Annotated in this window: 21 protein-coding genes and 1 pseudogene; 8 read left to right on the forward strand and 14 right to left on the reverse strand. The window is 71.2% G+C overall.

Annotation, left to right across the window (positions count from 1 at the left end; translation table 11 throughout):
* Window positions 1-5: 5 nt before the first annotated feature.
* Window positions 6-497 carry a VOC family protein gene (locus tag ACFYR3_RS15330; RefSeq protein WP_356780928.1) on the reverse strand — a complete coding sequence of 164 codons (492 nt, stop codon included), beginning with the start codon at window positions 495-497 and terminating at the stop codon, window positions 6-8.
* A gap of 144 nt (window positions 498-641) precedes the next feature.
* Between ACFYR3_RS15330 and ACFYR3_RS15335 the strand changes: the two genes are divergently transcribed.
* Both ACFYR3_RS15335 and ACFYR3_RS15340 read left to right on the forward strand, forming a co-directional pair.
* The gene (locus tag ACFYR3_RS15335; protein WP_355840390.1) at window positions 642-857 is read left to right on the forward strand and encodes a hypothetical protein; all 216 of its coding nucleotides are present in this window, start codon (window positions 642-644) and stop codon (window positions 855-857) included.
* A gap of 123 nt (window positions 858-980) precedes the next feature.
* Entirely contained in the window at window positions 981-1,304 is a 324-nt protein-coding gene (locus ACFYR3_RS15340; protein WP_389283273.1) for a hypothetical protein, read from the forward strand.
* Between the two features lie 3 nt (window positions 1,305-1,307).
* Here ACFYR3_RS15340 and ACFYR3_RS15345 read toward each other — a convergent pair whose 3' ends face one another.
* Entirely contained in the window at window positions 1,308-1,763 is a 456-nt protein-coding gene (locus ACFYR3_RS15345) for a hypothetical protein (protein WP_389283327.1), read from the reverse strand.
* A 170-nt stretch (window positions 1,764-1,933) separates the two neighbouring features.
* Complete coding sequence (locus tag ACFYR3_RS15350; RefSeq protein ID WP_389283275.1) at window positions 1,934-3,379, reverse strand: serine hydrolase domain-containing protein; 1,446 nt, start codon at window positions 3,377-3,379, stop codon at window positions 1,934-1,936.
* A 382-nt stretch (window positions 3,380-3,761) separates the two neighbouring features.
* On the opposite strand from ACFYR3_RS15350, the gene ACFYR3_RS15355 reads away from it, so the two are divergent.
* Window positions 3,762-5,399 (forward strand): serine/threonine-protein kinase, encoded by a 1,638-nt coding sequence (locus ACFYR3_RS15355; RefSeq protein ID WP_389283277.1) that lies wholly within the window; start codon window positions 3,762-3,764, stop codon window positions 5,397-5,399.
* Window positions 5,400-5,422: 23 nt separating this feature from the next.
* Here ACFYR3_RS15355 and tgmB read toward each other — a convergent pair whose 3' ends face one another.
* Complete coding sequence (gene tgmB, locus ACFYR3_RS15360) at window positions 5,423-6,376, reverse strand: ATP-grasp ribosomal peptide maturase (RefSeq protein WP_355840395.1); 954 nt, start codon at window positions 6,374-6,376, stop codon at window positions 5,423-5,425.
* Window positions 6,377-6,390: 14 nt separating this feature from the next.
* Window positions 6,391-6,582 (reverse strand): putative ATP-grasp-modified RiPP, encoded by a 192-nt coding sequence (tgmA, locus tag ACFYR3_RS15365; RefSeq protein ID WP_261706291.1) that lies wholly within the window; start codon window positions 6,580-6,582, stop codon window positions 6,391-6,393.
* 251 nt (window positions 6,583-6,833) lie between these two features.
* Between tgmA and ACFYR3_RS15370 the strand changes: the two genes are divergently transcribed.
* Window positions 6,834-7,862, forward strand: a complete 1,029-nt coding sequence (locus tag ACFYR3_RS15370) for a hypothetical protein (RefSeq protein ID WP_389283279.1) — start codon at window positions 6,834-6,836, stop codon at window positions 7,860-7,862.
* Between the two features lie 49 nt (window positions 7,863-7,911).
* On the opposite strand, the gene ACFYR3_RS15375 is transcribed toward ACFYR3_RS15370, so the two are convergent.
* From ACFYR3_RS15375 to ACFYR3_RS15385, 3 genes are all read right to left on the reverse strand, one after another.
* Window positions 7,912-10,341 carry a GH92 family glycosyl hydrolase gene (locus tag ACFYR3_RS15375; protein WP_389283281.1) on the reverse strand — a complete coding sequence of 810 codons (2,430 nt, stop codon included), beginning with the start codon at window positions 10,339-10,341 and terminating at the stop codon, window positions 7,912-7,914.
* Between the two features lie 244 nt (window positions 10,342-10,585).
* Window positions 10,586-11,737 (reverse strand): NAD(P)/FAD-dependent oxidoreductase, encoded by a 1,152-nt coding sequence (locus ACFYR3_RS15380; protein WP_355840398.1) that lies wholly within the window; start codon window positions 11,735-11,737, stop codon window positions 10,586-10,588.
* An 89-nt stretch (window positions 11,738-11,826) separates the two neighbouring features.
* Window positions 11,827-12,561, reverse strand: coding sequence for a TetR/AcrR family transcriptional regulator (locus tag ACFYR3_RS15385; protein WP_355840399.1), 735 nt, complete (start codon window positions 12,559-12,561; stop codon window positions 11,827-11,829).
* A gap of 148 nt (window positions 12,562-12,709) precedes the next feature.
* On the opposite strand from ACFYR3_RS15385, the gene ACFYR3_RS15390 reads away from it, so the two are divergent.
* Window positions 12,710-13,393, forward strand: coding sequence for a DUF2238 domain-containing protein (locus ACFYR3_RS15390; protein ID WP_389283284.1), 684 nt, complete (start codon window positions 12,710-12,712; stop codon window positions 13,391-13,393).
* Between the two features lie 294 nt (window positions 13,394-13,687).
* Here the strand turns inward: ACFYR3_RS15390 and ACFYR3_RS15395 are convergent, their stop codons facing one another.
* Together ACFYR3_RS15395 and ACFYR3_RS15400 are read right to left on the reverse strand one after the other, a co-directional pair.
* Entirely contained in the window at window positions 13,688-14,671 is a 984-nt protein-coding gene (locus tag ACFYR3_RS15395; protein ID WP_389283286.1) for an aldo/keto reductase, read from the reverse strand.
* Between the two features lie 74 nt (window positions 14,672-14,745).
* Window positions 14,746-15,699 carry a DUF389 domain-containing protein gene (locus ACFYR3_RS15400; RefSeq protein WP_355840401.1) on the reverse strand — a complete coding sequence of 318 codons (954 nt, stop codon included), beginning with the start codon at window positions 15,697-15,699 and terminating at the stop codon, window positions 14,746-14,748.
* A gap of 205 nt (window positions 15,700-15,904) precedes the next feature.
* On the opposite strand from ACFYR3_RS15400, the gene ACFYR3_RS15405 reads away from it, so the two are divergent.
* The gene (locus ACFYR3_RS15405) at window positions 15,905-17,728 is read left to right on the forward strand and encodes a glycoside hydrolase family 15 protein (protein ID WP_355840642.1); all 1,824 of its coding nucleotides are present in this window, start codon (window positions 15,905-15,907) and stop codon (window positions 17,726-17,728) included.
* Between the two features lie 132 nt (window positions 17,729-17,860).
* A pseudogene (locus tag ACFYR3_RS15410) lies at window positions 17,861-17,956 on the forward strand (cyclase family protein); the annotation flags it as partial.
* 81 nt (window positions 17,957-18,037) lie between these two features.
* On the opposite strand, the gene ACFYR3_RS15415 reads toward ACFYR3_RS15410, so the two are convergent.
* The 4 genes from ACFYR3_RS15415 to ACFYR3_RS15430 form a co-directional block, all read right to left on the reverse strand.
* On the reverse strand, window positions 18,038-18,430 hold the full coding sequence (locus tag ACFYR3_RS15415) for a hypothetical protein (RefSeq protein WP_355840402.1): 393 nt from the start codon (window positions 18,428-18,430) through the stop codon (window positions 18,038-18,040).
* 203 nt (window positions 18,431-18,633) lie between these two features.
* Window positions 18,634-20,412 (reverse strand): cation:proton antiporter, encoded by a 1,779-nt coding sequence (locus tag ACFYR3_RS15420; protein ID WP_389283289.1) that lies wholly within the window; start codon window positions 20,410-20,412, stop codon window positions 18,634-18,636.
* Between the two features lie 72 nt (window positions 20,413-20,484).
* Window positions 20,485-20,781 carry a hypothetical protein gene (locus tag ACFYR3_RS15425; protein ID WP_355840403.1) on the reverse strand — a complete coding sequence of 99 codons (297 nt, stop codon included), beginning with the start codon at window positions 20,779-20,781 and terminating at the stop codon, window positions 20,485-20,487.
* 72 nt (window positions 20,782-20,853) lie between these two features.
* Complete coding sequence (locus ACFYR3_RS15430) at window positions 20,854-21,648, reverse strand: SDR family oxidoreductase (RefSeq protein WP_355840643.1); 795 nt, start codon at window positions 21,646-21,648, stop codon at window positions 20,854-20,856.
* Window positions 21,649-22,163: 515 nt separating this feature from the next.
* Between ACFYR3_RS15430 and ACFYR3_RS15435 the strand changes: the two genes are divergently transcribed.
* The gene (locus tag ACFYR3_RS15435) at window positions 22,164-22,715 is read left to right on the forward strand and encodes a gluconokinase (protein ID WP_355840404.1); all 552 of its coding nucleotides are present in this window, start codon (window positions 22,164-22,166) and stop codon (window positions 22,713-22,715) included.
* Window positions 22,716-22,974 lie beyond the last annotated feature (259 nt).

Consider the following 22,974-nt stretch of genomic DNA (forward strand, 5'->3'; position numbering starts at 1 on the left):
CGGGCTCACAGGACCGCGTTGCCGTACATCTCGCCGAGCGGGTCGGCGAGCAGTTCGACCCGGGCGCCGTCGGGGTCGCGGAAGTAGAGCGAGGTGCCGCTCTCCTCCATGTACGTGACCTCGGCGGCGTCGAGTCGCTCGCGCAGCCCGCGCCAGGTGACGGGGTCGACCGAGATGGCCAGGTGGTGCAGTCCGCCGAGGACCTCCGCGTACGGACCGAGGTCGAGTCCGGGGAAGTCGAAGAAGGCGAGCAGATTGCCGTTGCCGAGGTCGAAGAAGAAGTGGGTCGAGCCCTGGTAGTCCCGGTTCTCGATCATCTCGGTGAGGGGAAAGCCCAGGACGCCCTGGTAGAACCGTACGGTCCGCTCCACGTCCGAGGAGAGCAGCGCGACATGGTGCACGCCGCGGGCCGTGCTCGCCGGCCTTTCCGGCATCAGATGGGCGTCCCGGATCCGCTGACGCTCCGCTTCGATCGCTGTCAGGTCCAACGCGCCCATCGAAAGCTCCTCGCCCAGAGAAGTAGCAACGCACTCAGTACTGAAGACAACCACTTCACTGAATACAACCACTTCACGCCATACGACGACTTCGCATCCGCCCGTCCGGATGCGCGGCGCGGCGCGAAGGACGATCCTGGAGACATGTCCGGACGGGCTCCTTTGGTTGTGCATCCGACCCTGGGTACCAGTGGCCGCGAGGTGACCGCGCGGGGTGAGAACCTCGGCGTGGCGTTCTCGGACGAGGATCTGCTGGAGTTCCTCGGCCGCGCCGGTCTGCCGGACGCGGAGGATCTGCTGGACGATCCGGCATGGGTGAAGTGGCGCGGAGGCCAGGCGCACTTCTACGGGGCCGGATAGCGGGCACAGGTCTTCGCGAGCGGCGGGTCGTAGCGTTGCGCCGAACGGGGGACGTGGTCACCCGACCCGGTGGGCGGTCGGCGAGGCGCGTTCCACCGGCGCGGACGCACACGTTGCTCCGGCATGGACAGCACTCACAAAGCGTTGCGACACGTTCCCGCTCTGCGAGCCGGTGCCGGCACCCGTACGAGCGCGGGGACGGTCATGGGAACAGGCACGGGCCGGCCCTACGCCGAGCCGTCCGGCCGTCCCGGTCATCAGGGCACTCATCCGGGCGGCCATCCGCCGATCTACGCTCAGCTCGTGTCGGAGTGGCGGGCCGAGGGTCGGCTGGTCCCGGAACCCCGCGAGGTGCTGTGGGCGAGCTTCGCGGCACCCGTTCCGGAGAAGGACCAGGACGGATGCGTTCCCGCGGTTCCCGTGCCGCGTGGCCTGGCCGACTGGTGAGTGCTACTCCTCGGCCGACGGTGCCAGGACGGCCAGGGTGCCGTTGGCCTGGCGCAGCGCCAGTTCCAGGGAGAGGGCCGGATGCAGGGCGCCCGTCCCGTCCGGCGGGATGATCCACTCCAGCGGTCCCGCGGAACGGTACGGGGGCGGTACGGCGATCCACGAGCCCTTGCCGAGGTGGCGGAGCCCCGATCCCTCCCATCGGCTGGCGGGGTCGGGCGGCAGGAAGAAGCCGACGCGGCGGGCCGTGCAGTCGACCAGGGTGGGCCCCGGCACCTGGAGCGGGTCGGACCACAGGATGTCCAGGGCGAGCAGGCCGAGTTGTTCGGGCACGCTCAGCACGTCCCAGTAGCGTCCGGCCTCCAGGAGCACGCCACCGTTCCCCTGGTCCCACTCCCGTTTGCACGCTCTCGGATTCCTGGCGGCCGCCGCCAGCCACTCCACGCTCTGCATCCACATCACGTTCGTCACGGATCACCCCGGAGATAGTCCCCTCCGCTCGGCAGGCGCGGAGGGAGGCACCGGCCGAAGACCCGCGGTTGCCCGCCAGGACCTCGGCTTTTGCATGTTGGTAGATATCTCTACGTGGCGGAAGGGGTGGCGCGGTATGGCGTTTTCCGATGGCCCGTTCACGCCAGCCGTGACGGTGCGTGAAGGGACGCCAGGGAGCGGGCGTGGAGCGGGGTGGTGTGCCAGCGGGCCGTGAAGGTGCGATCGGGGAGGGAGCAGGTCACGGTCAACCGATGCGGGGTCTCCAGGAACAGCACGTCGACGCGCAGGGTGACCGGGTCGGTCCAGCCCCCGCTCACCGCCGTGGGCGTCGGGCCGGGGTCGACGGTCCAGCCGGTTCCGCCGAGTCGCAGCTCGAGTCGCCGGTCGCCCTCGACCAGGGTGACGCACGGGCCCTTGTCGCCCTCGGTGACGACCACGCCCGTCAGCGTCCGCTGCTCCGCGCAGACGCCTCCGGCGGGAACGAACTCCGCGTCCCACCAGGTGTCCGCGGGCTCCGCGGGCTCGGGCCCGGCCTCGACCGGCGGCAGGGCGAGCCGGGCGAGCCGTCCGCGCAGCGCGTGGTCGGCCTCGCCCCCGGGCGGCAGCGGCGCCGTTCCGAACGCGGGCAGCAGATGCCGCCACATCAGGTCCAGCAGCTCCTGCATCCGGTCGGTCGCCGCGGTCGTCGCGATCACCGCGTCGTGTTCGGGCAGCACGACGCAGAACTGCCCGAACGCGCCGTCGCCGCGGTATCCGTGCCGCCCCCGCCAGAACTGGAGTCCATAGCCCTGCTGCCAGTCCGACCGGGCTCCCTCGGGGGTGCCGTCCGCGTTCGCGATGTGCGCGCGGGTCGCCTCCGCGACCCAGGAGGCCGGCAGGAGCCGCTGCCCCTCCCAGACACCTTCGCGCAGATACAGCTGGCCGAGCCGGGCGATCGCGTCGGTCGAGGCGTGCAGCCCGCTGAAGCCGATCTCCCGGCCGGCCCGGTTCCGTGTCCAGGCGGTCTCCCCGATGCCCAGCGGGTCGAACAGCCGGGGCCGCAGATACGCGGTCAGCGACAGACCGGTCACCCGCTGGACGATCGTGGCGAGCGTGTACGTGGCGGACTGGTTGTACGCGAACACGGTGCCGGGGTCACGGTCCGGCGGGATCAGCAGGAAGCCGCGTACCGCCTCCTCCCGGTCGAGCCGGAGCGCGTCGGCGTAGGTCTCGGCGAGATGGCCGCTGGCCATGGCCGCGACGTGCCGGACGAGCATCGCGCGGCTGCGCGGATCGGTGATGTCGGCCTCGAACTCGGGGAAGTACGAGATCACTGGTTGGTCCAGGTCCAACAGGCCCTCGGCCACGGCGAATCCGGCCGCCGTGGAGGTGAAGCTCTTGCTGAGCGAGTAGAGCAGCTGGAGGCGCTCGGGTGTGTACGGCGCCCACCAGCCGGAGGCGACGAGGTGCCCGTGGCGCAGGATCATCAGACTGTGCGGTTCGATGTCCGGGTCGGCCTCGACGGCGTCGAGGAACGCGGTGATGCCCGAGGCGTCGACTCCCTGCTCGGCGGGCTGGCTGACGGGCAGCGGTCGGGCACTCATACGGGCGGCCTCCTGGTGGCTCGGGCGGTGAGCGGACGGACACGGTGAGCAGAGGGCACTGTGTGCATCTGGCATCTTTCCCGGGCGGCTCCCTGGTGTCCATGTCCCGGCGGCGACAGTGCCCCGCGTTCCGGGTCCGATGTCAACTGCCGTCCCCTGAGGGCGAGTTGCCGGTCACAGCGGGCCGTGGACTCCTACCTCGGCCAGGAGGCTGTGCGGTGAGTCGACGGGGAACACGGGCCTGCACTGTTCGTACGGGTGCGCGACGGCGGCGCGGCCGAGTAAAAACAGGTATCTCGATCCGTCTTCCGTTGAACACTCTTCGTCACGTCCCGCGTACTTCTGGGAAAGGTGAGTGCCCGGTACGCAACGAGGGATGAAGATGGCGAAGGCGCAAGACTCCGCGGGCGAGTTGATCGCCGGGCGATACCGGCTGCTCGAAGTCGCCCTGCGCGAAGAGGGGCGGGCCGTATGGCACGGCGAGGACACGGCCTTCGGACGGCCCGTCGTCCTGACCCGGTCACACGTCGCCGAGCACCGGGGCGAGGAGGTGCGGGAGCCCGCCGCCGACCGGATCCTGCGCGCGGCCGAGATTCTCGGTCCGGCCTGTCCCGGCCTGGTGGCCGCGGTCCTCGATGTGGTCGAGGAGCCCGGCTTCGTGTGGACCGTGACGGAACGGCCCCCGGGCGTCCCGCTGTCCGAACTCCTCCTGCACGGCCCCGTCGCCCCCGTGCGGGCGGCCCGGATCGGGCTCGGCGTCCTGGATGTCCTCACCGCCGCCCATGGCGAGGGAGTTCTCCACGGCGAACTCGGCCCGAGCCAGGTGTGGGCCGACGACCAGGACACGGTCACGGTGACCGGGTTCGGACTGACCGCGGCCACCGACGCTACGCGCGTCACCGCTCCCTCGTACGCCTCCCCCGAACAGGCCCGCGGTGAGGGCGGCGCACCCGCGGCGGACCTCTGGGCACTGGGCGCGATCATGTACGCGCTGGTGGAGGGCAAGCCGGCCGTGCGGGACCGGGGGCAGACGGAGGCCACGCTGCGGGCGGTGGACCGGCTGCCGGTCAGGGCACCGCGGCACGCGGGCCCGCTCGCGCCCGCCATTTTGGGCCTGCTGCGCTGGGACCCCGTGGAGCGGGTGCCCGAAGCCGTCGTACGCGAGGCGCTGACGCGCATCCTCCGGCAGAACCTCGAGGAGTCCACGCCGCCGGAGCCGCTGCCCGATCTCCTGGATCCCGCCGGGGACTTCCGCTCCAAGGGCGCGGACGAGGAAAGAACGGGACGGACCCGGGGAGGCCTGCCCGTCGGCCGGCCGGTACTGCTGGGCGGGGCCCTCGCCGTCACCGTCGTCGCCGTCGCGGTGTTCGCCACGATGGGCGGACTGCCGGGCGGAGACGACGCCTCCGGCTCCACACCGTCACGGGCGGCAGCCGGCGCGCCGTCCGCGGCCCCCACCTCTGCCGGCACGACCCCCGCCCGGACGCCCACGGCGTCCCCCGAGCCGTCCTCCTCCCCGTCCCCCTCCCCCAGCGCCACCGCCGGCGCGACGCTGCCGTCCGGCTTCTCCCTCTACCGGGCGCCCCAGGGCTTCGGCGTCGCCCTCCCGCTCGGCTGGAAACCGGTTGAGACGCAGTCCTCCGACGACCTCGCCTACCGGGTGACCTTCGGCGCGAGCGGCGACCCGCGCACCCTGGCCGTCACCTACAGCACCCAGCTCGGTCCGGACCCCGTGGCCGTCTGGAGCGACCTGGAACCGTCCCTGCGTGCCGTCTCCACCGGCTACGAACGGGTGGGCGACATCCAGCCGGTGACCTACCGGGGCATGAAGGGCGCCGACATGGAGTGGTACTCCGTGTCCCGGGGCGTACGGGTGCGCACCCTCGGCCGTGGCTTCCTCATCGGCGACCACCGGGGCTTCTCGTTGCGCTGGACGACCCCGGCGGACGACTGGGACACCGCCGCCAACCGGCTGGCGCTGAAGACCTTCTTCAACTCCTTCCGGACAAGCACGAAATGATCGACCGTCACCGGACGCTCAGGTCAATGTCCTTCCGGGATACGGAGACCGGGCCTCCGCTGCGCCAGCCACACGGCGACCTCGTCGGCGATGGGCTGCCCGGTCTCCAGCTCGACGAAGCCGAACTGGCCTCCCTGGTTGCACTCCAGGAACCACCAGATGCCCTCCGCGTCCTCGGCGAAGTCGAAGGCGGCGTAGGCGAGTCCGGTGAAGGCGAGGTAGTCGTGGACCGCACGGGCGATGCGATGCGGCACCGGTGTGGGCTCCCAGCCGTTCCCCGTCTCGCCGAACCGGCCGTCCACCTGACCGGGCTCGGCGGCCTTGCGGGCGGCGAACAGCCGGGTGCCGATGCCGGTGAGGCGGATGTCGGCGCGCTTGGGAATGTAGCGCTGGAGCAACGCGGGGCCGGCCGCCACGCCGGAGAAGTCCGTGTCGGGTCCGACCAGCGTGGTGGGCAGAGCCGCCGGAGGCTCGCCGGGCGGCGGCCCTGAGGCGGACTTCACCACCACGTCCCCGTACTCCTGGACGAACTGCTGGGCCACCCGGGGGGCGGTCGTGATCACAGTGGGCGGCACCGCGAATCCGCTGCTGTGGGCCACCCTCAGCTGCCAGGGCTTGTGCCGGGCCTGCTCGGCCCGGCGCGGGTGGTTCATCCAGCGGGTCGAGGCCGAGTAGAGCATGCCGAACAGGGCCTGCCTGGTCTCGGCGGTGAGCCATGCGGATGGTTCGGCGGCATGGGCCGCCGGCTCGCCCGGTCTGCGCACCCACACGGAGCGCAGGCCACCCATGCTGAGCACATGGCCGTTGACCGACAGATAGCCGTCGAAGTCACCGTGGGCGTAGTCGGCGGACAGCACCGCCTTGCCGGGCAGGTCGGCGGGATCGAGGCGCACCATGGGCACGCCCCGCTCATGCAGCTTGGCCACCACCATGTCGGCGGTGACGTCCTGTTCGGCCGTGAGTATGAGAACCGTCATGCGCGCGGCATCCGTCAGTCGTCGAAGTGCGTCTGGGAACCGGCCGTCGACGTCGTGGTGCCGGTCGCCATCAGCAACGCGCGGTCGCTGACGGCCGGGCGGCCGTCGGGCAGCACGTTCAGTTGCAGGGACACGTCGAAGTGGTACGGGGGTACTGCGGCCGACTGCCCTGAGGGCTGGGCGTAGTTGAGAGTGAACGGTCGCACGAAAGATCCTCCCGCGGTCGCGCGATGGTCGATACCCAGCCGTACGTGACACGGCCGTAAGGAATTCATCACTTTCTGCCACATCGGGGTGAAGGTCATCACATCGCGTCGTTTCTGGCTTACACATTTCGGATTTACTTGGGTGTCCGCTTGGTTCCGGTCCACGCGTGACTGCTTGATTCCACGCAAACCTTAGGCCAATGCTTCATCCTCCGTGACATCAACGCCCCGCCATCCCAGGAGAGTTCCCGTTGACCGCAGCCATCGCCTCGTCCGAAGAATCCGCCGCGCGCGCCGACACGCCGAACCCCGTCGAGCGCGACGCCCATGACTTCGGCGCCTACGCACGGAACGGCGGCTGGGCCTTCGCGCTGAAGGTGGCCCGCAGTGTCCGTCCCGGCGGGCAGTCCGCCGACGACACGCAGAAGGTGTCCGCGAAGGAGTTCGCGGAACTGGCCGGATGCTCGCCCGAGCGCGTCATGCGCTACTACAAGGCCTGGGACAGAGCCGCCGACGACGGCCTGGTCCCCCATTTCGAGACCCTGCTCCCCGGCGCGGACGTCGAACTGCCGGACGCGGAGGCCTGGTCCGCCTACTACGCGTCCCGTTCCAGTGCCGCCTCGGAGCGCGGCACCGCCATCGCCGAGGCCGCGGAGGCCGAGGGCATCCGTCCCACGAAGGCCCTGGAGGTGGCCGAGAACCCGACCGCGCTGCGGGCCGCGATCCTCGCCGACCCCTCCACGGCGAAGGCGGCGCGGGCCGCACTCCTGGACCGGGTGAAGGAAGACCCGGCGCTCCAGACCGAGTTGGCCCGCGACATCTCCCGCACGGAGGAGCTGAAGAAGGCGGTCGCCACCGAGAACCGGGCGGCCGACCGTATCGGCTATGTGCGCCAGATCGCGGAGAAGGGCCAGATCAGGACACCGGCCGGGCAGACCCTGGACGCTCCGGCCGAACTGCGCTCCGAGGCCGAGCGGCATCTGTCCCTCCTCGACGAGCTCGACGAGGGCGAGGACGCGGGCGAGTGGGCCACGGAGGCGTACGACACGATGAAGAACCTCGTCGTCGAGACGGTGGAGGCCGACCCCGAACTGCGCGTCCAGGAACGCCGGACGAAGTTCTACAGCAGCCTGCAGAAGGCCACGAAGGTGTTCGAGGAGCTGACGTTCGACGACGCCGACGACATCTACGAGGACGACATGGTGCAGCGCCTGGAGGAGCTCCAGCAGGCGATCGGCACTGCCATCGCGGCGCTGCGCGGGGCGGCCGGCCGGGACTGAGCGGGCCGTTCGGCCGCGCGGGAACATCCGTTCCCGCGCGGCCGCGCGGTCACTGCGGCAGGTCCTCGGGGGCGGTTGCCCACTCGGCGTCGGGCTGCTCGCCGAGTCGGAATCTCACCGTGCCGCCCTCGGTCGTGAGACCGGCGCCGGTCCAGGAGCGTTGCGTGGGGCGCCCGTCGACCCGTACGGCGTCGATGTAGAGGTGCGTGGCATCCGCGTCGGGCGCGCTGATGACGATGCTCTTCCCGCCCGGCCGCGGCACCACCGCGCGCGGGAAGACCGGGGCGCCCAGGAGCATCGTCGCGCTGCCCGGGGTCTGCGGGTACAGGCCGAGCGCGGAGAAGACGTACCAGGCGGACATGGTCCCGAGGTCGTCGTTGCCCGGCAGGCCCGAGGGGCCGGTGCCGTACACGGTGTCGAGGATCTGCCGGACGGTCGCCTGGGTCTTCCAGGGCTGTCCGAGCCCGTTGTAGAGCCAGGGCGCGTGGATGCCGGGCTCGTTGGTCGGGTCGTAGCGCAGGGCGTCCCCGCCGCGCACGGACCAGGAGCCGTCGGCCTTGTGGAAGAAGCCGTCCAGCCGTGCCGCGGCCGTGTCCCGGCCACCCATGGCGGCGGCCAGCCCCTGGACGTCCTGCGGGACCATCCAGGTGTACGTGGCGCTGGTGCCCTGCGCGAAGCCGAGATCGCTGCCGGGGCTGAACGGCGTCACCCAGGACCCGTCGAGCCTGCGGGCCTGGATGTAGCCGGCGTCGGCCGTGGCGGCGGGGTTGAACACATTCCGCCAGTAGGCGCCCCGCTCGGCGAAGACGGCCGCTTCCTGGTCGCGACCGAGCAGCCGCGCCCACTTGGCGAGTGCCGAGTCGGCGACCGCGTCCTCCAGCGTCTCGGCGGCGCCGCCCCAGCAGTGGCACACGTCCTGCGCCGCGTAATGCGACGTCAGATACTGTGCCAGGTTGGGCCGTTGGCCCACGCACTGGCCGGGGCAGCCGGCGTCCAGCAGTCCTTCGGGGCGCGGCACGGTGGCCTGCCGTACTAGTGAGTCGAACGCTCCCTCGTAGTCGAAGTTGCGGACACCCATCGCGTAGAGGGTGGCCACGGTCGCCGCCGAGGGGTCGCCCGTCATGACGTGAGTGGCGCCACTGATGTGCACCCAGCGGTCCCAGACCCCGTCGTTCTGCCGCGCGAAGTTGTAGAGGGACTGGGCGAAGTCGCCCGCGACCCGCGGCTTCAGCAGGGCGAGGAGCTGTATCTGGGCGCGGTACTGGTCCCAGCCCGAGAAGTTGCTGTACTGCGCGCGCTGGCCCCTGGCGAGACGGTGCACGGCGCCGTCCATGCCGTAGTAGCGGCCGTCGGCGTCGCTGATCAGGTTGGGCTGCATGAGCGCGTGGTAGAGCGCGGTGTAGAACGTGGTGCGCCGGTCGGTGGTGGCGCCGTCGACCCGGACGGTGCTCAACTCACGGTTCCAGGCGCGGGTGCCCGCGTCTGCCACGTCCGTGACGCCGGCGTTCGGGGCGATCTCCCGGCGCAGGTTGGCCTCGGCGCCGCCGAGACTGACGTACGAGATGCCGATCCGCATGTGGACATCGTTGTCAGCACTCGTGTCGAAGCCGACGTACCCGCCGGAGCCCCGGCCCGCCCGGTCCGCGCCGGTGGCGTAGCCCTCCCCGCCCGAAGCGGTGGTGGACCCCGCGAACAGGGTGCCGTCCTTCCAGGTGCCGACGGAGGAGAAGTCCCGGTCGAAGGACGCGCTGAAGTACAGCCGGTAGTAGCTCTTGCGGTTGTTCGTGCCGCCGTTGGCGCGGCGGCCGCAGAACGCGCCGGTCTGCACCGAGCCGGTCACCTTGCGGTGCGCGGTGTCGATGTCGACCTGCGCGTCCTCGCTGCCGTTCAGGGAGTTGGAGACCCGGAAGAGCAGGTTGGCGGGGCGGTCGGCCGGGAAGGCGAAGTCGGCGACGCCCGCCCGCCTGCTCACCGCGAGGTCGGCCGACGCGCCCGACGCGAGGCCGAGCGAGTAGCGCCCGGGCACGGCCTTCTCGGCCGTGTGCGAGAAGTTGGACGCGTAAACGGCGTCCTTGGTGTCGGCGGAGGGCGAGGAGGTCACGTCACCGACGTACGGCATGATCGGGACGTCGCCCGCGGCACCGGGGTTGCATCCGGCGCCGTTGACATGGGTGAGACTCAGACCGCGGATGCGGGTGACGTTGTACTGGTAGCCGTTGGCGGCCCCGGTGCTGGTCTGGTCGCCGGTCGTGCTGGTCGGGGACCAGCCGATCATCCCCTGCGGGAGCGTGGCTCCGGGGTAGGTCGTGCCACTGTTCGCCGATCCGATCAGCGGGTCCACCAGGGACGCCGGCCGCTCCACGGCGGTGCCGCCCGCGTCGGCGGGGAACGGGGTCGCCAGGGCGAGGGCGGTGGTCACGAGCACGGCGGCGGACCTGCTGCCGAACCGTCTTGCTGTGCGCGGCCATGAGGGGCGCATAAAAGGTGTCGCCTTCCGACGGACAGGGTGCGAGGACAGTCGGACCGGAGATGTCCGGCGACTTCCCCGGACCCCGGCCCGGGCGCGAGAATAGAGGGCGCCCGGGAGTGCCGGAAGTGACGTGCGCGTCCGGAGGGTGACGGCGTGGTGAAGGGTGGGCCCACCCGGTGGTGAAGGGGGTCGCGCCGTCGGCCGACGAGAACCGGAATTCACTGACCAATCGTCACAACTACTGCTCTGTACGTCAGTTGGCGTCGCCCCGGTACTGGTTCATCAGGTCGACCAGGCTCTGCGGGGCGTCCGGACTGAAGCAGATCGAGAGGTTCGCGGCGGATTCGGTGGCCGCGTTCTCAGAGCGAGGGAAGAGCGCCTCCTCGTAGGCGGTGAGGGCCTTCTCGGTGTCGCCGGGGTGGGCGACGAGGGCGGCGGCGACTTCGGCGCCGTCGAGCATCGCGAGGTTGGCACCCTCTCCGGCGAACGGGGACATCACGTGCGCGGCGTCACCGAGCAGGGTGACGCCGGGGACGCGCTCCCAGCGCAGGCCGGGCGGCAGGGCGTGGATCGGCCGGGCGACGAGTTCGCCGTCCGCGTCCGCGATGAGGGAGAGCAGGCTCTCGTCCCAGCCGTCGAAGTGCTCCAGGAGGCTCCGCCTGGCCGCCTCGGTGTCGGTGAAGTCGACGGCGCCGGAGACCGCCCAGTCGGCGGGCGTGCGCAGGGCCGCGTAGACATGCAGGGAGCCGTCCGGGTCACGGTGGCCGAGCAGGCCCTTCTCCTCGGCGAGCGCGAACAGGATGCCGCCTCCGACGACGGCCGCGCCCTTCGGGTGACGGGTGTCGGCGTCGAACAGATGCATCTCGACGAAGGAGATTCCGGCGTAGACCGGGGTGGCGTCGGTGACCAGCGGCCGTACCTTCGACCAGGCGCCGTCGGCGCCGATCAGCACGTCGGCGGTGAAGCTGTTCCCGTCGGCGAGGCTCACCTCGTGGCGGCCGTCCCCGGCCGTTCGTGTCCCGGTGACCTTGGCGCCCCAGCGGACGGTGCCCTCCGGCAGCGAGCCGAGCAGGATGTCACGCAGGGTGGCCCTGGAGATCTCCGGGCGTGATTCGTTCTCGCCCGCGTCCTCCATCCGGACGGTGGCGTTCTTGTCGAGTATGCGCATGGCCTCGCCGCCGGCGTGGATGGCCGCGCGGAATTCGTCGTGGAGCCCGGCGGCGCGCAGCGCGGCCTGGCCGGACTCCTCGTGCATGTCGAGCATGCCGCCCTGGGGGCGGGCGGTCGGTGAGGCGTCCAGGTCGTAGACGGCGGCTTCGATGCCGTTCAGGTGCAGGACGCGGGCGAGCGTGAGGCCGCCGAGACCGGCGCCGATCACGGCGATGGGGTGGTGGGTGTTCGTCATGGCTGGTTCTCCTTGTAAGGGTCGGTACGGGGCTGACCGTCCGCTTTCGGTGACGGTGCGGGGTGGTGACGGCCGTCGGCTGGTGGGGCTCACGGCGTGTCGGGTGGCGTGGGGGAGGTCGGCGCCTCCGGCGTGTCCGGCCGGGGCGTGAGCACGACACCGTTGATCAGGACGTGGAAGCCCCAGTTCAGACGAGCCACGCCCGGCCCGGAGAGCAGGTCCGCGCCCAGCGCGGCGACGTGCGGGTGCCGCTCGCGGGAGGCACCGCGCACCGCCGCGGCGAGCGCCGCCCACTCGCCCTCGGTGTCGACCGTGTCCTTCTCCCCCGCGGAGTGCTCCGCCGCGGTGGCGGTGGCGAACTGCAGCAGCAGGTCGATCCCCCAGGCCGCCCTGTCACCGGGGACACCGCCCTCGTCGAGCAGGGACAGCAGCGCCTCGGCCAGGTCGAGGTAGCGCTCACCGGACGGGCGGGCCACCAGGGCCGAGCGGGCGAGCCCCGGGTGCTCGAACAGCACGGCCGTGTACGAGGTGAGGACCTTCACGAGCCGGTCGCGCCAGTCGCCGTCCGCGCGGGCCGGGCCCAGGTCGACGCCGCCGAGCAGGTCGTCGAGCACCGCCGCGTGCAGTTCTGCGGTGTTGCGCACATAGACGTAGAGCGAGGCCGGTCCGGTGTCGAGTTCCTGCGCCAGGCGGCGCATGGTGACGCGCGGGAGACCTTCGGCGCGCATCAGCGCGACGGCGGTACTGATGATGCCGGCCCTGGTCAGGGCCGGCTTCGCCGGGCGCTCGCGGCGGCTGGGGCGGGGAGCTGGTTGTCCTGTCACCCCTCAAAGATAACGAACATGTTCGTTGCGAACAAGTACGTCACGAACGTGTTCGTCGAAATTACCCGTCCGCCGGTGAGTACCCGTACTCATGCCACCCGCCCCGGCCCTCCACCACGATGGGGCCACCTGGACGAAGGAGCCCGCCATGCCCGGAACAGTCCTCGCCCCGCCCGGCCCGCACCCGGCTTCCCCGGAGCGCGCCCCCGGCCGGACCCTCCCGGCCGTGCTCCTCGCGGTGGTGATCGCGGGCATGGCGCTCTCCGCATGGCATGCGCACGACGGAACGACCTGGCTGCTGGAGACCGTGTGGGTACTCGTCGGGCTGCCGCTGGTGGTGATCGGCCGGCGGCGGTTCCCGCTGACGAGCCTGCTGTACTGCCTCCTCGCGGCGCACGCCCTGGTGCTCGCGGTGGGCGGCCACTACACCTACGCACAGGTGCCGCTGGGCGACTGGGTGCGCGACACGTTCGGGCTCGACCGCAATCCGTACGACCGGTTCGGGCACCTCATGCAGGGCTTCGTGCCGGCCGTCCTGGTGCGGGAGCTGCTCAGCAGGACGTCACCGCTGCGCGGCAGCAGGTGGCTGGCGCCGCTGACCGTGTGCGCGTGCCTCGCCTTCAGCGCCCTCTTCGAGATGTTCGAGTGGGCGGCCGCCGTGATCGGCGGCCATGGCGCGGACGCCTTCCTCGCGACCCAGGGCGATGTGTGGGACACCCAGTGGGACATGTTCTGCGCGCTGATCGGCGCGAGCGTCTCGGTCCTGGTGCTGAGCCGCGTGCACGACCGGCAGCTCGACGCGCTTCCGGCGGCGCGGGCCGCCGGGGACTGACCCGCCCCGGCGGCACCGGGCTTCCGGGCCGGCCTGCGCGGGGGGTACGAGCCGCCGAGAAGCCGGCGCGTCCCTGCGGCACCGGCCCCCGAGGTCGACGTGCCCCGGCGGGGCGGACCACCGACAAGCCGGCGCGTCCCGGCCGTACGGGCCTTCAGGGACCGGGCATACCCCGGTGACGCGGACCAGCAAGAACGCACCCGCCCCGGCGGCACCGGCCCGCACAGGACGGCATGCCCGGCGGCAGGGACCGCCAGGAACGCGTGCGTACCGCCGCCGGGTTCGGTCTCGCTGCTACCAGCGGCTCTCCACCTGCTCCTTGATCCGCCGCTCGTACAGCTCGTCGATGGCGTCCAGCGTCGTGCGCGACAGCTCGGGCAGCTTCGCGGCCGCCGCGTTGGCGCGGGCCTGTTCGGGTGAACGGGCTCCCGGGATCACCGTGGTGACGCCGGGCTGCCCGACGATCCACCGCAGCGCCAGCTGGGCCGGGGTGTACCCCTCGGGGGCGAGGGCGGAGAACTCGGCCGCCGCCTCCACGCCCGTCATGAAGTCGACCCCGGAGAAGGTCTCCCCCTGGTCGAAGGCCTCACCGCGGCGGTTGTACGTCCGGTGGTCGTCCGCGGCGAAGACGGTGTCCTTGGTGTACTTGCCGGAGAGCAGCCCGGAGGCCAGCGGGACCCGCGCGATGATGGCGACGCCGGCTTCCCGGGCGGCCGGCAGGACCTGCCGCAGGGGCTTCATGCGGAAGGGGTTGAGGATGATCTGGACGCTCGCCACGTTCGGCCGGGCGATGGCGGCCAGCGCCTCGTCGCACGTCTCGACGCTCACGCCGTACGCGGCGATCCGCTCCTCCTCGACCAGGGTGTCGAGGGCGTCGTACACCGCGTCGGAGGAGTACACGGGTGTCGGCGGGCAGTGCAACTGCACCAGGTCGAGGCGGTCGACGCCCAGGTTGCGGCGGGAACGGTCGTTCCAGGCGCGGAAGTTGTCGAGGACGTAGTTCTCCGGGATCTGGTCGACGCGGCGGCCCATCTTGGAGGCGACCATGACGTGCAGGTCCGGCCGGCCGCTCAGGAAGGTGGCGATGATCTCCTCGCTCCGCCCGTCGCCGTACACATCGGCGGTGTCGAAGAAGGTCACCCCCGACTCCGCCGCCGTCTCCAGCACGGCCAGGGCCTCCTTCTCACTCACGTCGCCCCAGTCGGCACCCAGTTGCCAGGTGCCGAGACCGATGACCGAAGCCTGCTGACCCGACCTGTCGAATACGCGCTCGTCCATGGCGTCAGTCTGACACTTCCCGCCTGCCGGACAGGACGCCCCGCCCCGCGCGTCCTCGCGTGCCGGTGCGTCCCTCACCCGTCGGCGGCCCGGAGGCCGCGTCGGCCGACCCGGCGCCAGATGGCGCGCTGACCCCTGAGCGTGAGCGTGCCCACGACGATCAACACGGTGACGTTGATGAGGAGTTGGATGAACGCTCCGCGCGCCTCGGTCCAGCTGCCGAAGGCGGCGGAGACGCTGAAGTCGGCCGCCGCGGGGATGGTGGTGACGGAGATGAAGACGCCCAGCAGAGCGCTCGTCCTGGCCTCGGTCAAGGAGACGATGCCCACGATCCCGGCCAGCGTGGCGACCGCGAACGAGAAGAAGTCGGGTGTGTCGATCAGATGGGAGACGGGACGCACGCCGACGTCGAACGCCTTGGACTCCAGGTCGAATCCGCGGATCAGCAGAGCGAAGAGGTACGTGGCCGCGATGGCCAGCGCGAACCCTGCCGTCAGGGCAGTCAGTCCCTTGCGGACGCGCGGCGCCGAGCGCTGGTCGATCCCCAGCGCGACACTGACGATGGCACCGTACTCGGGCCCGACGACCATGGCCGCGACGATGAGGATCTGGGAGTTGGTGACGATGCCGACCGCGCCGATGAGACCGGCGACCACGAGGTAGAGGTAGAAGCTCGGGGCGTAGGTGCCTTCCGCTCGGATGCGGGCCTCCACCTCTTCCCAGACGGGCGCCCGGGAGAGCGCCCCGAGCCGATCGGCACCGGCCTGTTCGGCGCGTCCGGAGAACGCCATGTCGACGGGTTCGACAACGATGGAACCCGCCTGGTCGAGGCGCAGCTCGCGCAGACCGCGCAGCACGCCGTTCGCCCCTCCGGTCAGCACGTCGCAGGCGAGGGCGTCGCCGTCCGGGTTCCGCGCGATGCCGGGCTGCACCACGAGGTTGAGGACACTGGGGTCGGCCGTGAGAAGGGCGACCGCCGCGTCGGTCAGCCGGGCGGGACTCACCATGCGCACATGGATCATGTCCATGCGGTTACCTCCCGGGACACCGGCGCTGCCTCCCGGAGCACCGGCGCGCGCCTCGTCGACGTTGAGCGGTCCACTCCAGTAACCCCGGCCGCCCGGTGTTCGGCAATCCAGCCACGTCCCCCCGCGATCCCCGTCCTTCCCTGGGTGAACAAGCGGACACGTCCGCCATGTCGGATAGTGAAGATGCCTGGATCCTCGAGATTGGATCGCCATGGACCGCTATCCGCCCATCGCCGACCACGGCCTGGTGGGCGATCTCCAGTCCTCCGCTCTGGTCTCCTCCAAGGGCGTCGTGGACTGGTTCGCCGCCCCGCGCTTCGACTCCCCCAGCATCTTCGCCGCGCTGCTCGACCACGACGGCGGAGGCTATTTCCGGCTGGCGCCCTCCCACCTTGAAGGCGCCTGGAAACAGCTCTACTACCCGGACACGGCGGTGCTGGTGACCCGGTTCATGTCACCGGACGGGGTGGGCGAGGTCCTCGACTGGATGCCCCCGGACCGCACCGGGACCGTCTCCGCCCGGCACCGGCTCGTCCGCGCCGTGCGGACGGTGCGGGGAACGATGCGGTTCGTCCTGGAGTGCCGCCCGCGCTTCGACTACGGGCGGGCCGGTCACGACCTCGCCCTCGGCCCGGACGGCGCCGTCTTCCGCAGCCCGGGAATCACCGCGTTCCTGCAGAGCACCTTCCCTCTGGAGCGGGACGGACAGGACGTCCGCAGCTCCGTCACCCTGAACGCCGGCGAGATGGCGACGGCCGTGTTCACCGTGGACGGGCCGGACGCCACGGCACCGCCGCCGCCCACCGTGCCGGGGACCGAAGAGAACCTGGCGGAGACCATCGAGTTCTGGCAGCGCTGGGTGCGGACCTCCAGGTACCGGGGCCGCTGGCCCGACATGGTGCACCGCTCCGCGATAACCCTCAAGCTCCTGACCTACGCGCCCACCGGCGCCCCGGTCGCGGCGGCCACCATGGGCCTGCCGGAACAGGTCGGCGGCGAACGCAACTGGGACTACCGCTACACCTGGGTACGGGACGGCTCCCTGTCGCTGCGCGCCCTGCTCGACCTCGGGTTCGTCGAGGAGGCGACGGCGTTCACCCACTGGCTGCGCGAACGGCTGATGGAACGCCTGGACCAGGAAGGCGAAGCCCTCCAGATCATGTACCGGGTGGACGGGACACCCTTGCTGGGCGAGGAGATCCTGGACCACTTCGAGGGCTACCGCGGCTCCTCCCCCGTACGGGTCGGGAACGCCGCCGCTGACCAGCTCCAGCTCGACATCTACGGCGAGGCTCTCTACGGCCTGTCGGAGGGCCGGGAGATCGGCATCCAGGCCGACTACGCGGGCTGGAAGGCCGTCACCCGAAGCCTGGACTGGCTCGCCGACAACTGGGACCGCCCCGACGAGGGCATCTGGGAGACCCGCGGCGGGCGCAAGGACTTCACGTACAGCAGGGTGATGTGCTGGGCCGCGTTCAACCGCGGCCTGCGTCTGGCCCACGACTGGAGCCGGCCGGCGAACACCGCGCTCTGGACCCGGGCGCGCGACGCCGTCCTGGAGCAGGTGATGGAGCGCGGCTGGAACGACAAGGAGAAGGCGTACGTCCAGTACTACGACGGCGGCGTACTGGACGCCTCGCTCCTGCTCATCCCCCGGGTCGGCTTCCTGGGCGCGAAGGACCCGACCTGGCTGTCGACCCTCGACGCGATGAGCCGGACCCTGGTCTCCGACAGCCTCGTCTACCGCTACGACCCCGCCGCCTCCCCGGACGGACTGCGCGGCTCGGAAGGCACCTTCAGTCTGTGCACCTTCCTGTACGTCGACGCGCTGGCCCGCTCCGGCAGGCTGGCCGAGGCGCGCTACACGTTCGAGAAGATGCATACCTACGCCAACCACGTCGGTCTCTTCGCCGAGGAGGTGGGCCCGACGGGCGAGCAACTGGGCAACTTCCCCCAGGCGTTCACCCATCTGTCGCTGATCATGGCGGCCACCACGCTCGACGAGGCACTCGACGGGCTGCGCGGCTGAGACCGCCGGCCCACGCCCGACCAAGACCGCCGACAGCCATCTCGACGCGCTCTGCCACGTCATCCACGACGGCACCCTGCACGGCGGCGTCCCGACGTCCTCGCTGACGGCCGACGGGGCGACCGCGCTGTCGAACAGGAGGACCGCTGGTCCTTCCTGTGTGTGGTCGCACCCCTGCGGCTTCCGGCCGCCACGGGCTCACCGGTCAACCCGATCGCCCTGCTGTGAGAGGCCGGCTCCGTCGGCTCCGGGAAAGGGCGGCGCCCTTGGCCTGCGGAGAGCCCGGCTCCCGGGCTCATCCGGATCCGGTCAGACCCGGGCCCCGTGCACATGCTTCGGCTCGGCCAGCAGGCCGTAGATGACCAGCAGGGACACGAGCATCGTGAACACCGACCAGAACGGGTAGACCGGAAGGAAGATCATCTGCGCGATCAGAGAGAACGCGGCCAGGAAGATGCCCGTCAGCCGCGCCCCCCTGGAGCCCACGAACACACCGAGACTCGCCAGCGCCATCACGATGCCGATGACGACGAAGATCCAGCCCCAGGCCGTGTAGTTGAGGATGAGCAGCCGGTTGCCCTGGGAGTACACGGTCGAGTAGTAGCCGTGGTTGAAGATCGCCACGAAGCCGTTGAGAAGGTTGAACAGGGCGCTGACCATCAGCAGGATCCCGGCGAAGGCCACCCAGTGCGAACGCTCCATCGGCGGCACGAGGTCGTCTGGGTCAGAGGCTTGTTGCTACATGAGAACCATGAGATCCAGCCGGACGGCAGACCGCAATCCGTGCTGGCCCGTTGGTGTTCGGACACGACCGGGGCGGGTGGCCCGCACCGGCCGCCGTCTGCCTCTCTCGCCAGTCCCCGTCGTCTGTGTCTTTCGTCAGTCCCCGTCGTCAGTCGCCGTCGTCATTCGGTCCGTGCCATGCCGGGTACCCGGGCCGGACCGAGCAGGATCGCCTTGTCATGGGCCCCGGGCTGTGGGGTGCGGGTCTCGGTGACCGGGTCCAGTCGCCCGTCCGGCCGTACGAGGAACAGCAGCGCGTGTCCGGCAGGGATGCCTTGCTCGGCGGAGCGGAGGGTGATCCGGGCGCCGTTCTCGTAGCGGCGGGCCAGTTCCGGCCTGTTCAGCTCGGCCCCGAACAGGGTGTCGCCGGTCGTATAGGGGGCGACCACGCCGTGACTCAGACCGGGCGGCCCCAGCCGGTGGACGAACCCGTCGACCGTGCCGCGCAGGGTCTCCGACGCCAGCGCGTTGAAGTCGTCCTCCTCGGTGAGCAGCAGGACGCCGGTGATCCCTTCGAGTTCCGCTCCCTCGCCGGTGGCCGCGGCGAGCAGCTCACCCGGTGCGAGGCGCAGTCCGGCGGCCCGGATCAGGTCACGTTGCTCTTCTCGTCCGGCCCACATCAGCACGTCGAGGCCCGCGGAGTGCAGGGCGCGTCCCAGGTCGATCGCCCAGGGGTCGCCGCCCACGAGCAGCGGGCGGGCCCGCGCCGGGCGCAGCGCGCCCAGCCGCCGGGCGACGGGGTGCGCGCTCAGCCCGTACAGCGTCACCGTGGTGACGATCACCAGGAAGGTGGCGGGAAGGATCTTCTGGGCGCCGCCGACGTGATCGGAGACCAGAGCGGCGGAGAAGGTCGAGGCGGTGGACGCGGCGACGATTCCGCGGGGTGCCATCCATCCGATGAACGCTCTCTCGCCGCGGAGCAGGTCCGTTCCCAAGGTGGACAGCAACGCGACCAGTGGCCTGACCACCAGGACCAGGGCGGCGACGAGACCGAGCGTGGGCAGGATGACGTGCCGCAGCGACGCCGGGGTGACCGTGGCCGAGATGGAGATGAACAGCAGCCCGATGATCAGCGACACGAGGGTCTCGAGGAAGGGGCGGCGCGCCGGGAGGGACACGCCCGGCAGATTGGCGAGGGCCATCCCCGTGACGACCGCGGCGATGAGCCCGGTGTCGTCCCGGATCGCGTCGCAGGCGGCGGCCACCCCCACCGCGGCGGCGAGCTGCGCCGTCGTGCCCAGCACCTCGCCCAGGTGCAGGCGGCTGAGAAGGAACCACAATACGGCGGCCCCCACCGCGCCCCCGATCAGTCCGACGGCCGAACTCTCCGCGAACTGAGCGAACTTGCCGCGCAGATCGTTGCTGCCGCTCGCGACGACGGCGTGGAAGACGAGCGCCCCGAGGATGCCTCCGACCGGGTCGATCAGCGACCCCTCCCAGATCAGGATGCGCTGCAAGCGCTCGGTCGGACGCACGAAGTGGAGCAGTGGGCCGACCACGGTGGGCCCCGAGACGACGAGGATCACGCCGAGCATGACCGCCGCGCTCTTCGACATGCCCAGCAGCGGGACCGCGAGAGCCGCGGCGGCCGCCCAGGTGATCAGGACGCCGATCCAGATCAGGCGCGCCACGACCCGTCGCATGTGGCCGTGGAGCCTGCTCACGTTCAGGCCGAGCCCGGCCTCGTAGAGGATCACCGCCACGGCCAGTGACACCATCGGGGAGAAGGCGTCGCCGAGCAGTTTGTCGGGGTTGACGATGTCGGTCAGGGCACCCGCGGTGAACCCGACCGGCAGCAGGACGATCAGGGCGGGGATCCGCAGCCGGCTCGCCAGCAGTTGGGAGCCGACGGCCAGGACGACGATCAGTCCGAGGCCTTCAAGGATCTGATTCTCCGTCACGGCTGCCTCCCTGCCGGTGGTTTGGCCGACGGTCGGTTCTCACGGTCCGTCGTACGGGGGTGGGCCGGGCGGTCAGCTCACGTCGGGGCGGCCCGCGCCGCGGGTCTCGGCGAGGCCGATCAGGGGCAGGACGCCGACGGCGGCGAGGCTGCACCAGGCGCGCCGCCGGAAGTACGCGATCGGGTCCGGGGCGTCGAAACGGCGGGCGTCCGCGGTGAGGAAGACCGCCCCGAGGAACGGGGTGGCCGCTACGGGGAGAAGTCCGGCGACGATCGAGGTCGTTTCGACCCACACGTCGGCGGAGACGGTGACCCCCGGGGCGGCCCGGCCGGAGGCCGCACCGCCGACCCCCGCGCCCGCGGGCCTCATCGGCTGGTGCCGGCGGTGGACGCGGGTGAGGGCGTTGGCGGGGAACTCGAGGTGAGCGCGGGTGCCACGGCCTCAGCCGCCGGTGGCGAAGCCGGGGAAGAGGGTCATCCCGCCGTCGACGAACAGGGTCGTGCCGACGACGTAGTCCATGAGGTCGGAGACCAGTACCGTCACCGCGGCGGCGATGTCCTCGGGGTCACCGACCCTGCGGTAGGGGATCAGTTTGAGCAGCTCCGCCTCGGCCTCGGGGGTCTCCCAGGCGCTGCGGTTGATCGGGGTCTTGATGGCACCCGGCGCGACCGCGTTGACCCGGACGCCATGGGGGCCCAGTTCCTGTGCCAGCGTCTGCATGAGCATGAGGACGCCGCCCTTGGAGGCGGCGTAGTTCAGGTGACCGGACCACGGGATGATCTGGTGCACGGAACTCATGCAGACGATCTTTCCGGCGGAGCGGGAGACCTCCGGCACGACACCACGCCGCAGGAACTCCTTGGTCGCCTCCCTGGCGCACAGGAACTGGCCGGTGAGGTTCACGTCGATGACCTTGTGCCACTGCGCAAGGGTCATCTCCGTCACCGTCGCGTCCCGTTGCAGACCCGCGTTGGCCACCAGGATGTCGATCGTGCCGAACTCCTCCAGCATGCGCGCGAACATCCCGACGACCTGGCCCTCGTCGGACACGTCCGCCTCATGGGCGAAGGCCCGCACGCCGAAGGCCTGGATCTGCCGGACCACGTCCTCGGCCGCTTCCTGCCCGGAGACGTAGTTGACGACCACGTCGGCGCCCGCCCGGCCCAGCGCGATCGCCGTCGCCAGTCCGATGCCGGAGTTCGCCCCCGTCACCAGAGCTTTCTGGCCCCGCAGCAGCGGCAGTGTCGCAAGCTGCCCACTGATGTCCACGCCTGAGGTCACTGCCGTCTCCCATTCGTCGGTGCGCCATGTGCGGGGACCCGACCTGCCGTCGCTCCGCCGGCCCACCCCGCGCGGGCCCGCTCGGCACAGCGCCGGTCTCCTTGGGCCGCGGGGCGGTCCTGTCCGCCGCGCCACGTCGATTTCCGGTCCGCGGACCCCGCACCGAGGCAACCACTCCCGCCCGGAGTCGGCGAGGGCGGGCGCGGCCCGCTCGGCCGTTGGAAGTAGCCGGGTCCCTCCGTCGGAGCAACCGCCCGGCTCCGGTGCCCGGCGGAGCGAAAGCGCCGCACGAGCGGGCCCGCCTCGGCACCGAATCCACCGCGCGGAACGACACCGGGCTCCGTCCGCGGCGCACCCGTCCGGGTGTATTCCGCCGGACCACGTCGTCGCGCGGGCCCGGCGTCCAGGGCTTCCCCCAGGATTCCGGCGAGGGCACCCACGTCCTGCCGGACCGATCCAGGAGGAGCCGCATGCCATCACCCGGGGCGGGACCGACGATCGTGGTCGTCATGGGCGTCTCGGCGTCCGGCAAGAGCACCTTCGGGAAGAAGCTCGCCCAGCGTCTCAACGTGCCCTTCGTGGAGGGCGACGACTTCCACCCACCACGGAACATCGCCAGGATGAGCGCTGGCCGGCCGCTGGACGACGCCGACCGCGAACCCTGGCTGCACACGCTCGCGAACTGGATCCGCGACACCACCCGGGCCCGGCGCGGCGCGGTCGTGTCCTGTTCCGCCCTCAAACTCACCTACCGGGAGCTGCTCCGTGCGGCCGGACCAGGCGTGTGGTTCGTGCATCTGGATCTGGAGCGTGAGATCGCCCGTCGGCGCATCACGCACCGCACCGGCCACTTCATGCCCGAGGAACTCCTCGCATCCCAGTACGACGCCCTGCAGCCGCTGCTCGGCGACGAACCGGGGCTGACGGTCGACGCCACGGGCGACACCGAGACGATCTTGGACCGGGTACAGACCGCCCTTGCCGCCTTCGAGTCCGAACGCCGGGACACGACCACCGACTAGCGGCATACGAACCACGGGAGCCACGAGCCACGGCCACAGGTCACGGGTCACTGGTCACAGGTCACGGGTCACTGGTCACTGGTCACTGGTCACTGGTCACGGCGACAAGACACGCACGGCGCCCCGGAAGTGCTCCGGGGCGCTGTTCCGCGGCAGCCGCTTCCCTTGCCGCAGGACACGAACCGGCGGTGCCGGTCGGCGCGGTGGCCGGTGGATTCCCGTGTCTCTCCAGACAGGAGTCACCGACCCGGAACCAGAG

Origin of the sequence: Streptomyces sp. NPDC005784, assembly GCF_042871525.1 — a bacterium.
GTDB lineage: Bacteria > Actinomycetota > Actinomycetes > Streptomycetales > Streptomycetaceae > Streptomyces.